The 12,501-nt window shown below is 70.9% G+C and carries 11 protein-coding genes; 3 read left to right on the plus strand and 8 right to left on the minus strand.

Annotation, left to right across the window (positions count from 1 at the left end; all coding sequences use genetic code 11):
• Nucleotides 1–15: 15 nt before the first annotated feature.
• Complete coding sequence (locus ACIRHA_RS15500) at nucleotides 16–984, plus strand: enoyl-CoA hydratase/isomerase family protein (protein WP_403845081.1); 969 nt, start codon at nucleotides 16–18, stop codon at nucleotides 982–984.
• Nucleotides 985–1,181: 197 nt separating this feature from the next.
• On the plus strand, nucleotides 1,182–1,781 hold the full coding sequence (locus ACIRHA_RS15505; RefSeq protein WP_403845083.1) for a TetR/AcrR family transcriptional regulator: 600 nt from the start codon (nucleotides 1,182–1,184) through the stop codon (nucleotides 1,779–1,781).
• Nucleotides 1,782–1,867: 86 nt separating this feature from the next.
• Here the strand turns inward: ACIRHA_RS15505 and ACIRHA_RS15510 are convergent, their stop codons facing one another.
• The 7 genes from ACIRHA_RS15510 to ACIRHA_RS15540 are packed head-to-tail and all read right to left on the minus strand — an operon-like array spanning nucleotide 1,868 to nucleotide 10,128.
• Nucleotides 1,868–2,908 (minus strand): CaiB/BaiF CoA transferase family protein, encoded by a 1,041-nt coding sequence (locus ACIRHA_RS15510; RefSeq protein WP_403845086.1) that lies wholly within the window; start codon nucleotides 2,906–2,908, stop codon nucleotides 1,868–1,870.
• The gene (locus ACIRHA_RS15515) at nucleotides 2,905–3,861 is read right to left on the minus strand and encodes an LLM class F420-dependent oxidoreductase (protein ID WP_403845088.1); all 957 of its coding nucleotides are present in this window, start codon (nucleotides 3,859–3,861) and stop codon (nucleotides 2,905–2,907) included. The genes ACIRHA_RS15510 and ACIRHA_RS15515 overlap by 4 nt, the downstream gene beginning before the upstream one ends.
• A gap of 10 nt (nucleotides 3,862–3,871) precedes the next feature.
• Nucleotides 3,872–4,279 carry a cobalamin B12-binding domain-containing protein gene (locus tag ACIRHA_RS15520; RefSeq protein ID WP_403845090.1) on the minus strand — a complete coding sequence of 136 codons (408 nt, stop codon included), beginning with the start codon at nucleotides 4,277–4,279 and terminating at the stop codon, nucleotides 3,872–3,874.
• Nucleotides 4,279–5,862 carry a methylmalonyl-CoA mutase family protein gene (locus ACIRHA_RS15525; RefSeq protein WP_403845092.1) on the minus strand — a complete coding sequence of 528 codons (1,584 nt, stop codon included), beginning with the start codon at nucleotides 5,860–5,862 and terminating at the stop codon, nucleotides 4,279–4,281. The genes ACIRHA_RS15520 and ACIRHA_RS15525 overlap by 1 nt, the downstream gene beginning before the upstream one ends.
• The gene (locus tag ACIRHA_RS15530) at nucleotides 5,859–7,340 is read right to left on the minus strand and encodes a FadD3 family acyl-CoA ligase (RefSeq protein ID WP_403845094.1); all 1,482 of its coding nucleotides are present in this window, start codon (nucleotides 7,338–7,340) and stop codon (nucleotides 5,859–5,861) included. Before ACIRHA_RS15530 ends, ACIRHA_RS15525 begins: the two co-directional genes overlap by 4 nt.
• Nucleotides 7,337–8,518, minus strand: a complete 1,182-nt coding sequence (locus ACIRHA_RS15535) for an amidohydrolase family protein (protein WP_403845095.1) — start codon at nucleotides 8,516–8,518, stop codon at nucleotides 7,337–7,339. Before ACIRHA_RS15535 ends, ACIRHA_RS15530 begins: the two co-directional genes overlap by 4 nt.
• A 35-nt stretch (nucleotides 8,519–8,553) precedes the next feature.
• The gene (locus ACIRHA_RS15540; RefSeq protein ID WP_403845098.1) at nucleotides 8,554–10,128 is read right to left on the minus strand and encodes an AMP-binding protein; all 1,575 of its coding nucleotides are present in this window, start codon (nucleotides 10,126–10,128) and stop codon (nucleotides 8,554–8,556) included.
• 81 nt (nucleotides 10,129–10,209) lie between these two features.
• Here ACIRHA_RS15540 and ACIRHA_RS15545 point away from each other — a divergent pair, with 81 nt between their 5' ends.
• On the plus strand, nucleotides 10,210–11,007 hold the full coding sequence (locus tag ACIRHA_RS15545; protein WP_403845099.1) for an enoyl-CoA hydratase/isomerase family protein: 798 nt from the start codon (nucleotides 10,210–10,212) through the stop codon (nucleotides 11,005–11,007).
• 28 nt (nucleotides 11,008–11,035) lie between these two features.
• On the opposite strand, the gene ACIRHA_RS15550 is transcribed toward ACIRHA_RS15545, so the two are convergent.
• On the minus strand, nucleotides 11,036–12,490 hold the full coding sequence (locus ACIRHA_RS15550; RefSeq protein WP_403845101.1) for an MFS transporter: 1,455 nt from the start codon (nucleotides 12,488–12,490) through the stop codon (nucleotides 11,036–11,038).
• Nucleotides 12,491–12,501: the final 11 nt, after the last annotated feature.

Consider the following 12,501-nt stretch of genomic DNA (forward strand, 5'->3'; position numbering starts at 1 on the left):
GGTTCACCGGGACGCATGGACACTCCATGGGAACTCGTCGACCTCGACAGCGACTTCAGCCGCGCCCCGCAGGACCGCCCCGGGTCCGGACGCACCCCCTTCGACACCCGCCCGCGCGTCGTCATCGGCTGCGCCGCGCGGCCCGTAGCCGTCCCGGCGGAGGCGTACGACGTGCTGCTGACCGGGGTGAAGGACGCGCCCCGCCCCTGGGTTTCCTGCGCCGATCCCCGCGAGAGCGCCGACCGGCTGTGCGATTCGGTGACGGCGAGCCCCGACGCGGCGACAGCGCTGGTCCAAGTCCTGCGCCTGGGCCGGAACCTGGCCATTCCGGAGCGTCTTGTCGCGGAGTCCCTCACGTACTCCGCGTTGCAGGGCGGCACGGCCTTCCGGCACTGGCTCGCGAGTACTCCGCACGGCACCGCCCGCCCCGCCGAACGGCCGGTGCGCCTGGCCCGCGAGGGCGATCGGCTCACCATCACCCTCGACCGGCCCTGGGTGCGCAACGCCGTCGACGCGGCGACCAGGGACGCCTTGTGCGAGGCCCTGACGGTGGCCGTCGCCGACACCTCGGTGGCCCGGATCCACCTGCGCGGGAGCGGACCCGCGTTCTGCAGCGGCGGTGACCTCACCGAGTTCGGCACCTCGGACGATCCCGCTCGCGCCCATCGGGTGCGCGTCGAACGCAGCCCGGCGGCCCTGCTCGCACGCTGCGCAGGGCGGGCCACCGCGCACCTGCACGGCGCGTGCGTGGGCGCGGGCATCGAACTGGCCTCGTTCGCCGGACGGATCGTAGCGGCCCCCGACACCCGGATCCAACTGCCGGAAGTCGCCATGGGATTGGTCCCCGGCGCCGGCGGAACGGCCGGGATCCCGCGCCGCATCGGTCGCCACAGGACCGCCCATCTCGCCCTGTCGGGAATGGAGTTGACCGCGCGCGAGGCTTGGAGTTGGGGGCTTGTGGACGAGGTCACCCCGAGCGCCTGAAGCAGTAGGTTTCGCGCAGGCACGCGGCTCCATTCCGGCGGAAGGACCGGCTTCCCGTTCTCCGTGTCCACGAGCGAGATCGTCTCGACCGGGCAGGACTCGGCGATCTCGAGGACTTACACTGGACGAGTGCTTGACCGAGGTGCTGAACGACCGTTTAACACTCGCGCTTCGCGAGCGTCAAGCACAATGACCGCATGACTGCTGCGCCGCGCCGGATGGGCACCGAGACCTCCAAGACCCGCCTGCTGCTGCTCGACACCACGGAGCGGCTGATGCTGGAGGAGGGGTACGCGGCCGTCGGCGTGCGGCGGGTGGCGCGCGAGGCCGAGGTGGCTCCGGCGCTCGTCCTGTACTACTTCCGCACACTCGACGACCTGTTCCTGGCGGCGCTTCGGCGGCGCGCGGAACAGGAGTTGGCGCGCGTGGACCGCGTCCTCGACGGCCCGCAGCCGATACGCACGCTGTGGAAGCTCAGCAGCCACCCCGGCAACACACTGACGACGGAGTTCGCGGCGCTCGCCAACCACCGCAAAGCGATCCGCGCCGAACTCGCGGCGCACGCCGAGCGTTACCGGCAGGCGCAGGTGGCGGCTCTCACACGCAGGCTCACCGAGATGGGCGTGGAGCTGCCCGACGGGCTCTCCCCCACCGTGCTCCTTGTGCTCACCAACGCGCTCGGCCGGATCCTGACCATGGAGAACACGATGGGGATGACAGCGGGGCACGAGGAGGCCGTGAAGTTCGTGGAGGACTTCCTCGACCGGTACGAGGGGACGCCGGCCTCGGACGTGTAGAACCGGCCCCCGCACGGCACCAACGCCCCCGGCCGGACCCCTCCGGCGGGAGGCGTGACACATCTCGGGAAAGTGTCACACCTTTCTCAGTCGTGCTCCCCGAGCCGCGGCGGCGCCCCGTACGACGGCTCGTGCCCGGCGACCCGGATCGGGCTCCCGACCAGCCGGAAGTCACCCGCCTCGATCACCGCGTGCGGCGTGCCCTCCAGTGCCTCGGGCAGCGTACGGACCGCTGCGGCCGGGACGTGCAGGGGCCGTAGCCGCGCCTCCCAGCTCTCGGCCGTGTCCCCGGCCAGTGCCTTCGTGACGGCCGCGATCACATCGTCCCGGTGTGCCGCCCGGCCCGCCATGGTGGCGAATGCGGGCTCGTCGACGCCCGCCTCGGTGGCGAAGGACCGCCAGAAGCCGTCGTGCGTGACGAACAGCGCCAAGTGGCCTTCTGCCGTGGGGAACAGCTGGGCCGGAACGTAGTAGGCGTGGGCGCCGCCCGGTGTGCGGCGGGGGACGGTGCCCTCGTTGAGGTAGGCGGCGGCTCGGTAGTTGAGCTGGGAGAGCATGACGTCGCGCAGGCTCACGTCGACCTGCCCGCCGCGCCCCGACACGATGTGCGCGAGCAGCCCCAACGCGGCGGCCATTCCTGACGAGTTGTCGGCGGACGAGTAGCCGGGCAGCATCGGCGGGCCTTCCGGGTCGCCGGTCAGAGCGGCGATGCCGGTGGCGGCCTGGACGACGTAGTCGAAAGCGGGGTCGTCGCCCGCGTCCATGCCGTACCCGGTGAGGGCGACGCAGACGAGACGGTCGTTGTACTGCTTCAGGTCGTCGTAGGTCAGTCCGCATCTCCGGATCGCCGACGGCTTGAGGTTCACGAGCAACGCGTCTGCGTCACCCACGAGTTGGTGGAGCCGTTCCTGTCCCCCGTCCGTCGTCAGGTCCACCCGGATGCTGCGTTTTCCGCGGTTGAGGCTCGCGAAGTACGTATCGGACACCTGTCGTGACAGGTCGCCGCCGGGTGGCTCCAGCTTGGTCACCTCCGCACCCAGATCGGCCAGGAGCATCGTCGCGTAGGGGCCCGCGAGGATGTGTCCGACCTCCAGAACGCGGACACCCGCGAGTGGTCCGCCGTTCACCGCAGCTCCGCGGCGATCGCCGCCACTGTTTCGCGGGTGCGGCGCTTGGAGGCGACCAGTTCCGCGCGGCCCTCACCGATCGGCAGGAGCCGTACGGACAGGTCCGTGACGCCCGCGTCGGCGAACCGCTGGAAGCGGGCCCTGATCGCCGCCTCATCCCCGGCCGCACACAGGTCGCCGACGTCGCGGGCGTCGCCGTACTCCAGCAAGCGCTGGTAGTTGGGCGAGATCTCGGCCTCGCCGAGGATGCGGTTGGCGCGCTCGCGCGCGGCGTCCACCTCGTTGGGCCGACACAGGCAGACGGGGATGCCGGCGACGATGCGCGGTGCGGGGCGCCCGGCCTCCTGGGCGGCCTTGGTGATGCGGGGCACGACGTGGTCGGCGACAGAGCGTTCGTCGGCCATCCACAGCACGGTTCCGTCGGCCCGCTCCCCCGCGACGCGCAGCATGACGGGGCCCAGCGCGGCGAGCAGGACGGGCAGAGGAGCGACCGGGGCGAGACCGAGCGGATTGTGGACAGTGAACGTGGCGTTCTCGACGTCTACCGAACTCGCGCCCCTCACCGCGGTGTTGAGGACGTCCAGGTAGTCGCGCGTATAGGCGGCGGGTTTCTCGTAGGGCAGGCCGAGCATGTCGCGCACGATCCAGTGGTGCGAGGCGCCGACCCCGAGCGCGAGCCGACCCTGGGCCGCCGCGTGTACGGAGAGTGCCTGGCGGGCCAGGGCGATGGGGTGCTGGGTGTGCACCGGGACGACGGCCGTGCCCAGTTCGATGCGCGAGGTCACCGAGCCCATCAGCGCGATGGCCGTCAACGCGTCGAAGTCCGTGGGTACTTGAGGCACCCACACCGTGTCGAACCCGGCCTCCTCCGCCCAGCGCACGTCGTCGAGCATGCGGGCGGCCTTGCGTGCGCTGTCGCCCCGCTCGGGGCCTGACATCACTCCGATACGCATACGGGGCTCCTCACGAACGGTCTGCGGTCAGCTTGCGGATGTCGGCCACGATCTGGTCGAGCGGTGTGCCGGTCGGGTAGACGGCGGCGGCCCCCGCCTTCTTCAGGCGGCGGATGTCCGCGGCCGGAATGGAGCCGCCCACGACCACCGCGATGTCCTCGGCGTGCGCGGCCCGCAGCGCCTCGACGATGCGGGCGGTCAGCGCGATGTGGGCGCCGGAGAGGATGCTCAGGCCGACCACGGCCACGTCCTCCTGCACGGCGGTCGCGGCGATGTCGGTGACGCGCTGCCGGATGCCGGTGAACACGACCTCGAATCCGCTGTCCCGCAGCGCCCGCGCGACGATCTTCGCACCGCGGTCGTGCCCGTCGAGTCCGGGCTTGGCGATCAGCACACGGGCGCCGGATTCGGTGGCCATCAGAACACCACCGGCTGCCGGAACTCGCCCCACACCGCGCGCAGCACGTCGGACATCTCGCCCACAGTGCAGTAGGCGGCGGCGCAGTCGACGAGCGGTCCCATGAGGTTGACGTCCGGGACGTCGGCGGCGCGCCTCAACTCCGCCAGCGTGCGCCGCACTTCGGCCGCGCTGCGTTCGCTCTTCACCTGGGCGAGCCGCTTCAGCTGCCGCTCGCGTCCCTCGGCGTCGAGTTCGTACGTGGCCAGGTCGGGCGGCGTCTCGTCGGCGGTGAACCGGTTGACGCCGACGACGGGCCTGGCACCCGACTCGATGTCCTGGTGGGCCCGGTACGCCTCGTCGGCGATGAGCCCTTGGAGGTAGCCGTCCTCGATGGCACGGACCATGCCGCCGTGCCGCTCCAAGTCGTCCATGACCTCGACGACCCGCTCCTCGGTGGCGTCCGTGAGGGCTTCCACGAAGTACGAACCTCCCAGCGGGTCGGCGACCGCCGCGGCCCCCGTCTCGTACGCGAGCACCTGCTGGGTGCGCAGCGCGAGCGTCGCGGACTCCTCGCTGGGCAGCGCGAACGGCTCGTCCCAGGCCGCCGTGAACATGGACTGCACGCCGCCGAGGACGGAGGCGAGCGCCTCGTAGGCGACGCGCACGGTGTTGTTGCGGGCCTGCGGCGCGTACAGCGAGGCACCTCCGGCGACGCAGCCGAAGCGGAACATGCACGCCTTGTCGGTCTCGGCGCCGAAGCGCTCGCGCACGATCGTCGCCCACCGCCTGCGCCCGGCACGGTACTTGGCGATCTCCTCGAAGAAATCGCCGTGCGTGTAGAAGAAGAACGAGATCTGCGGCGCGAACTGATCGATGGTCATGCGGCCGCGCTCGATGACCGTCTCGCAGTACGTGACTCCGTCGGCGAGCGTGAACGCCATCTCCTGGACGGCGTTGGCCCCGGCGTCGCGGAAGTGGGCGCCCGCGACGGAGATGGCGTTGAAGCGCGGTACCTGTTCGGCGCAGAACTCGATGGTGTCGGCGATCAGCCGAAGCGAGGGCTCGGGCGGCCAGATCCACGTGCCGCGCGAGGCGTACTCCTTGAGGATGTCGTTCTGGATCGTGCCGGTGAGCGCGGCGCGCGGGATGCCGCGCTTCTCGGCTGCGGCCACGTACAGCGCGAGCAGGATCGCCGCCGTGCCGTTGATGGTGAAGCTCGTACTGATCCGGTCGAGCGGGAGGCCTTCGAAGAGCAGCTCGACGTCGGCGAGGCTGTCGACCGCGACTCCGACCCGGCCGACCTCGTCGGCGTACTCCGGGTCGTCGGAGTCGTAGCCGCACTGGGTGGGCAGGTCGAGCGCCACGGACAGGCCCGTCGAGCCCTGGTCGAGGAGGTAGCGGTAGCGGCGGTTGGACTCCTCGGCGGTGCCGAAGCCCGAGTACTGGCGGCGGGTCCACAGGCGGCCCCGGTATCCGGTCGGGTAGTTGCCCCGGGTGAAGGGGTACGCACCCGGGTCCGGCGGTGTGCCGGGGGCGTCGGCCGGGGTGTAGACGGGTTTGAGGGGAAGGCCTGACGGGGTGTGCACGGGGTCGTCTGTCATGGGTGTCGCGGCTCCTCCTCGGGCCGTCCTGCGGTCAGCTGGTCCTTGAGGACCTTGCCTGTGGCGCCCAGCGGCAGTGCGTCACGGAACTCGATGTGTCGCGGCACCTTGAACCCAGCCATGCGCTCGCGGCTCCACGCGATGAGGTCCTCGGCGCTCACCTGCTCGCGCGCCACCACGAACGCCTTGCCGACCTGCCCCATGCGCGCGTCGGGCACGCCGATGACGGCTGCCTGGGCGACGGCGGGGTGTTCGAGGAGGAAGCCCTCGACCTCGGCCGGGTAGGCGTTGAAGCCGCCGACGATGAACATGTCCTTCTTGCGTCCGACGATCCTCAGCCGGCCCTCCGCGTCCAGCTCCCCGAGGTCGCCGGTGTGCAGCCAGCCGTCGGGGTCGATGGTCTCCGCGGTGGCGGCGGGGTCGTCGAGATAGCCCTTCATCACGGCGTAGCCGCGCACGAGGACCTCGCCGTCGTCGGCGACACGCACCTCGAAGCCCTCGCAGGGGCGGCCGACGGTGGTGGCGACGGCTTCGTACGGGTCGCCGGGCCGGGAGGCGGTGACGGTGCCCGCCTCGGTCAGCCCGTAACCGGTCATCAGGTGCTGGAAGGGCAGCTCTGTGGTGACGCGCCGCACGAGCTCGACCGGGATGTCGGCGGACCCCGTGACCGCGACGCGCAGCGAGGACAGGTCGCGGCCGGGTGGTGCGGCGAGCAGCGAGTGGTAGAGGGTGGGCGGCCCCGGCAGGACGGTCACCCGCTCGCGCTCGACCAGGTCGAGCACCACGTCCGTGTCGAACACGGGGACCGGCAGCATGGTGGCGCCGCGCAGGAACGAGGCGACCAGGCCCGCCTTGTAGCCGAAGATGTGGAAGTACGGGTTGACCATGAGGTACCGGTCGCCCTGCCGCAGACCTGCCAGGTCGCACCACTCGTCGTACAGGCGCAGCGTCTGCCCGTGGGTGGTCATGACGCCCTTGGAGCGCCCCGTGGTGCCGGACGTGAACACGATGTCGGCGATGTCGTCCTCGCCCACGTCGCACGCGTAAGGGCTGCCCGAGGCGAGGAAGCCGGATGTCACATCGATCACGGGTACACCGTCGGGACCGCTGAACTCCCGGTCCAGGAAGCCGTTCTGGACGAGCAGCGCCTTGGCTCCGCTGCGCCGCACGATGTCGTGTGCCTCGGCGTCCTTGAAGCGGGTGTTCACGGGGACGAGGACACCCCCGGCCGCCGTGAGCCCGAAGGCCGCCACGATCCAGTCGGCGGAGTTCGGGGCCCACAGCGCGACCCGGTCGCCCTTGCGGATGCCGAGTTCGTGGGCGTAGGCGCCCGCGGCGACCCGTATCCGTTCGGCGAGTTCGGCGAACGTGAGGCGCAGGTCCCCGTCAACGACGGCCTCCGCGTCGCCGAACCGGTCGGCGGCGCTGAGCGCCATCTCGGGGATGCTGCGCCACTTCAGAGCGCCGTCGGCACTCATGGGGCCATCAGGCGGGCCAGGTTGCCGCCCATCACCTTGGCCTTGTCGGTCTCGTCGAGCTTGCCGAGGAAGTCCACGTACGAGACCGGGTCGGCGAGGCCCTCCGGGTGCGGGTAGTCGGAGCCGAACAGGACCCGCTCGATGCCGATGAGGTCACCGAGGGCGGCCAGGTCCTCCTCCCAGAACGGGCTGATGTGGATGTGCCGCTTGAAGACCTCGACCGGGTCCTCCTGGAACTCGTGCGGCATCTTCTTGTACACGTCCGCGAGCCGGCCGAGGACGGGCTCCACCCAGGAGGCGCCCTGCTCGATCACCGCGACCTTCAGAGCGGGGAACCGGGAGAGCATGCCGTGGCAGATCATCGACGCCACCGCGTCCTCCACGGGCCGCCACTCCGCCACCTGCCGGAACGCGTTGGGCTTGAAGGGCAGGAACTCGCGGGTGCCGCCCTCCCAGTCGTTGGCGTAGTTGGAGTAGCCGCTGTCGGAGGAGTGGAAGGTGACGAGCACCCCGAGTTCCTGCACGCGCTTCCAGAACGGGTCGAACTCGGGCAGCGCGAAGGAGCGGGTGACACCGCCGGGGCCCGGCACGGGTGCGGGACGTACGAGGATCGCGCGGGCGCCGCGCTCCACCACCCGGTTCAGCTCCTCGATCGCTTTGTCCACGAAGGGCAGGGTGATCACGGGGACGGTGAAGATGCGGTCCTTGTGGACGAAGCCCCAGGTCTCGTGCAGCCAATCGTTGAGCGCGTGGATGACCGCGTGGATCAGCTCCGGGTCGTCCTTCATGCGCTCTTCGATGAGGCTCGCGAGCGTCGGGAACATCAGGGAGCGCTGGATGCCGAGGTCGTCCAGGAGCTCCAGGCGGGGGCCCGGTTCCCGGAACGCCGGGACGGCCCGCATCGGCTCGCCGAAGATCTCCCTGCGGGTCTTGCCGTCGGGGTTGCCGACCCTGAAGTACTCCTCCATCGCACCGGGCCGGGCCACGACGTCGAAGGTCGGGTTCGGGATGTACTCGCTGATCTGCCCGCGGATCGCGATCTTCGTGCGTCCGCGGACGTCGACGTATTCGATGGCACCGTCGTACTGCTTCGGGAGGTACTTGGTGAACGCTTCCCGGGTCTCGTAGAGGTGGTTGTCCGCGTCGAACAGCGGATAGGGCAGGGTGCGCGAAGGCATGGAATCCTCCTTGGCCGAATGTGAGAATAGTATTCTCACCGAACGGGTGAGGCAATGTCCCTCCGGAGGTTCTGGCGGAGCACGAACTTCTTCACCTTGCCGCTCGCCGTGCGCGGGAACTCCTCGACGCCGTGCACCTCCTCCGGCCACTTCTGCCGGGCGATCCCGGCGCGCTCGAAGTACTTCCTCAACTCCGGGAGGTCGGGGACGGGTTGGCCGGGCAGCATGCGCAGCACGGCGGCCGCGTGCTCACCGAGCCGGGCGTCGGGCGCCGCAACCACGGCGGCCTCCGCGACGCCGTCCATGCCGAGCAGCACCTCCTCGACCTCCAGGGCGCTGATGTTCTCGCCGCCCCGGATGATCACGTCCGCCTTGCGGTCGGTGATGGACAGGCAGCCGTCCGCGTCGACCTCCCCGATGTCGCCCGTGCGGTACCAACCCTCGGCGTCGAAGGCCGACTTGGTGAGTTCGGAGTCGGTGTAGCCGAGGCAGAGGTCGGGGCCGCGGGTGAGGATCTCGCCGTCGGCGTCGAGCCGCAGCTCCACACCGTCCAGCGGGGTGCCGTCGGTGTGCAGCCGGACGCGGGCGGGGCCGTCGTGCGGGGCCCAGGTGACGGAGGGGTGCTCGGTGGACCCGTAGGAGCGGAACGCCGTGATGCCCAGGCCCTCCAGACGGGTCGTCACGGCGGAGGGGACGGCGGAACCGCCGAGACCCGCGTACTTGAGGCGGGCGATGTGCGCCGGGGTGCAGTCGGGGTGGTCGAGCAGGCTCGTCATGTAGTACGTCGCTCCCCCGCCGACGACCAGGTTCTCGCGGGCGATGAGGTCGAGCGCCTGCGCCGGGTCCCATACGTCGCCGAGGTTGATCGGTGAGCCGTCGAGCACGGGGATCAGGAACGCGTTGACCATCCCGATGAAGTGGCCGACGGGCGCCACAGTGAGCTGCTTGCCCCGGTCCGGCGGGTAGGCGGCGGAGAGCTGGCGCGTCTCGCACAGCAGCGTTTGATGGCTGTGCACCACACCCTTGGGGTCGCGGGTGGTGCCGGAGGTGAAGGCGATCAGGGCGGGCGCGGCCGGATCCGTGGGCAGGAAGCCGTCCATCGGCTCGTCGGCGAGGAGGTCGTCGAAGTCGCGGCCGACCACGCCCACGATCGGTACGCCGGCGCTGAGTTCGGGCTTGAACTCCTGGCGACCGAAGCGCGCAGCGGCGAAGAAGGCGCTCGGTCGGGTGGAGCGCAGGATGTAGCCGACCTCTTTGGGCCCGTAGAAGTGCACGATCGGGACGACCACCGCGCCGAGCAGCGCCGAGGCCCAGAACACGGCCGCCGCCTCCCTCCAGTTGGGCAGCTGGAACGCGACGACGTCACCGGGGCCGACGCCGCGCTCGCGCAGCCCGGCCGCGAGCCGCCGCGCGGTGCGCTCCACGTCGCCGAAGGTTCCGGACCAGGGGCGTACACGCGAGTGCACTCTGAACTCGGCCTCGGGGGCGGCCCGCAGACGTTCCGTCAGGACCTCGCCGAGGGTGTCGTGGGTCCACCAGCCCTCCGCTTCGTAGCGCCGGGCCAGCTCCGGGGGGATCGTCCTGAGCGCGGTGACCGGGATCGTCGGCATGGAAGAGACCAACCTCCTCGTGGCATACGCCTGTACGCACTGAGCACGCATGAGAATTGAACTCTCTCAGATCGAGAAGCTATGTTCCATACGTCGTACGCGACCACGGTCCGCGCTCATCTCCCCGAAGGGCTTCGCATGGTCGACCTCGAACTGGACGGCGCGCTCGCCGTCGTCACCATCGACCGTCCGCACGCGCGCAACGCGATCGGGCCCGCCACGATGGACCGCCTGGACAAGGTGCTCGACGCCGTCTCCGAGGCGGAGCAGGAGGGCACGACGCACGCGCTCGTCATCAAGGGGGCGGGTGAGAAGGCGTTCGTGTCGGGCGGCGATCTCAAGGAGCTGGCGGCGCTGCGCACCGAGGAGGCCGCGATGGGGATGGCGCTGCGGATGCGTGCGATCTGCGACCGCGTCGCCGCCTTCCCGGGCCCCGTGATCGCCGCGCTGAACGGCCACGCCTTCGGCGGTGGCGCCGAGTTCGCGCTCGCCGCGGACATCCGGGTCGCCGCCGATGACGTACGGATCGCCTTCAACCAGGTGGCGCTGGCGATCATGCCGGCGTGGGGCGGCGCCGAGCGGCTCGCCGCGCTTGTCGGGCCGGGACGGGCGCTGCTGCTCGCCGGCTCGGGGCAGATCCTGAGCGCACGGGAGGCCGAGCGGGAGGGCCTGGTGGACCGGGTGCTGCCGCGGGGCGGGTTCGAGGCGGGGTGGCGGGCGTTGGCGCACTCACTCGCCCACCGCCCGGCGCGGTCGATCAAGCACGTGACGCGACCGGGCGGCTGCTCGCCGCGCGAGGCGGCCCGGGCCTTCGCACGACTGTGGGTCTCCGACGAGCACTGGGCCGCGGCGGAGCGGGTGATGTCCCGGGGGAAGTGAGGACTTCTTCGACCACTCCGCCGCGTGGTCAGGCGCGGGCCGGGGCCTCGTCGGTCACGGGCTCGCGCTCGCCCGCCGGCTCGCCCTCACCCTTGCGCAGCGCCGGGATGAACGTCGCCACGACGGCGGAGAGCACGGCCACACCGCAGCCGATCATCAGGCCGGTGCGGAAGCCGCCCTCGGAGGGGATCGAGACGCCTCCCATGGAGACGGTCATCTGCGCGAGGACGACACCGACGACGGCGGAGCCGATCGTGGTGCCGAGCGAGCGCATCAGGGTGTTGAAGCCGTTGGCCGCGGCCGTCTCCGAGAGCGGCACGGAGCTCATGATCAGCGCGGGCATGGAACCGTAGGCGAGGGCGACACCGCTGTTGATGATGATGCCGGCGAGCATGATGCCCCAGGCCGTCCCCATGAGCGGCAGCGCGGCGCCGTAGCCGAGCGCGATCACGAGGGCGCCGAGGATCAGCGCGAACTTCGGGCCGCGGGCGTTGATCAGCTTTCCGCCGAGCGGCGAGATCAGCATCATCATGACGCCGCCGGGCGCGATCCACAGACCGGCCGCGAGCATCGACTGGCCGAGGCCGAAGCCGGTGGCCTCGGGGAACTGGAGCAGCTGCGGCGCGATCAGCATGAAGGAGTACATGCCGACGCCGATGAGGATCGAGGCGGCGTTGGTGAACAGCACGCGGGGCCTGGCGGTGGTGCGCAGATCGACGAGCGGCTCGCGGGTGCGCAGCTCGTAGCGGCCCCACACGAGCAGGGAGACCACGGCGAGGGCGAACAGGCCGAGCGTGGCGCCCGACCCCCAGCCCCAGTCGGCACCCTTGGACACGGCGAGCAGCAGCGAGACGAGACCGATCGCGAGACCGATCGCACCGGGGGCGTCGAAGCGCTGCCCCTTCGCGGCCGCCGGCACGTCCGGCACGATCGCGTAGATCATCGCGCCGATGGCCACGGCGAGGACGGCCGAACCCCAGAACAGGACGCGCCAGTTCGCGTACTGCGCGACGGCCGCGGCGATCGGCAGGCCGATCGCGCCGCCGATACCCATGGACGCACTCACCAGCGCGATGGACCCGCTGAGCTTCTCGGTCGGCACGACATCGCGCAGCAGCGCGATCCCGAGCGGCACCATGCCCATACCCATCCCCTGGAGCCCGCGCCCGACGATCATCGGGACGACGGACGAGGAGAGCGCGCAGACGACCGAGCCCACGATCAGCGGGACGACGCAGATCAGCATCATGCGTCGCTTGCCGATGAGGTCGCCGAGCCGACCCGAGACCGGCACGCACACACCGGAGACGAGCAGGGTGACCGTGACCACCCACGCCGCGTTCGAGGACGACGTGTCCAGGAGTTGCGGCAGTTCGGCGATGAGCGGCGTCACCAGCGTCTGCATGATCGCGGCGACGGTGCCTGCGAGCGCGAGGGTGGCGACGATGGCGCCCGACCGACCGCTCGACTGGGGCGCATCCATGAAGGACTCCT

The organism is Streptomyces sp. NPDC102360 (assembly GCF_044766085.1).
Taxonomy (GTDB): Bacteria; Actinomycetota; Actinomycetes; order Streptomycetales; family Streptomycetaceae; genus Streptomyces.

Coding starts and splice junctions, on each gene's coding strand:
- ACIRHA_RS15505 (WP_403845083.1), top strand. CDS start 1,182: ATGACTGCTGCGCCGCGCCGGATGGGCACCGAGACCTCCAAGACCCGC.
- ACIRHA_RS15530 (WP_403845094.1), bottom strand. CDS start 7,340: ATGAGTGCCGACGGCGCTCTGAAGTGGCGCAGCATCCCCGAGATGGCG.
- ACIRHA_RS15500 (WP_403845081.1), top strand. CDS start 16: ATGGACACTCCATGGGAACTCGTCGACCTCGACAGCGACTTCAGCCGC.
- ACIRHA_RS15550 (WP_403845101.1), bottom strand. CDS start 12,490: ATGGATGCGCCCCAGTCGAGCGGTCGGTCGGGCGCCATCGTCGCCACC.
- ACIRHA_RS15520 (WP_403845090.1), bottom strand. CDS start 4,279: ATGGCCACCGAATCCGGCGCCCGTGTGCTGATCGCCAAGCCCGGACTC.
- ACIRHA_RS15535 (WP_403845095.1), bottom strand. CDS start 8,518: ATGCCTTCGCGCACCCTGCCCTATCCGCTGTTCGACGCGGACAACCAC.
- ACIRHA_RS15540 (WP_403845098.1), bottom strand. CDS start 10,128: ATGCCGACGATCCCGGTCACCGCGCTCAGGACGATCCCCCCGGAGCTG.
- ACIRHA_RS15515 (WP_403845088.1), bottom strand. CDS start 3,861: ATGCGTATCGGAGTGATGTCAGGCCCCGAGCGGGGCGACAGCGCACGC.
- ACIRHA_RS15545 (WP_403845099.1), top strand. CDS start 10,210: ATGTTCCATACGTCGTACGCGACCACGGTCCGCGCTCATCTCCCCGAA.
- ACIRHA_RS15525 (WP_403845092.1), bottom strand. CDS start 5,862: ATGACAGACGACCCCGTGCACACCCCGTCAGGCCTTCCCCTCAAACCC.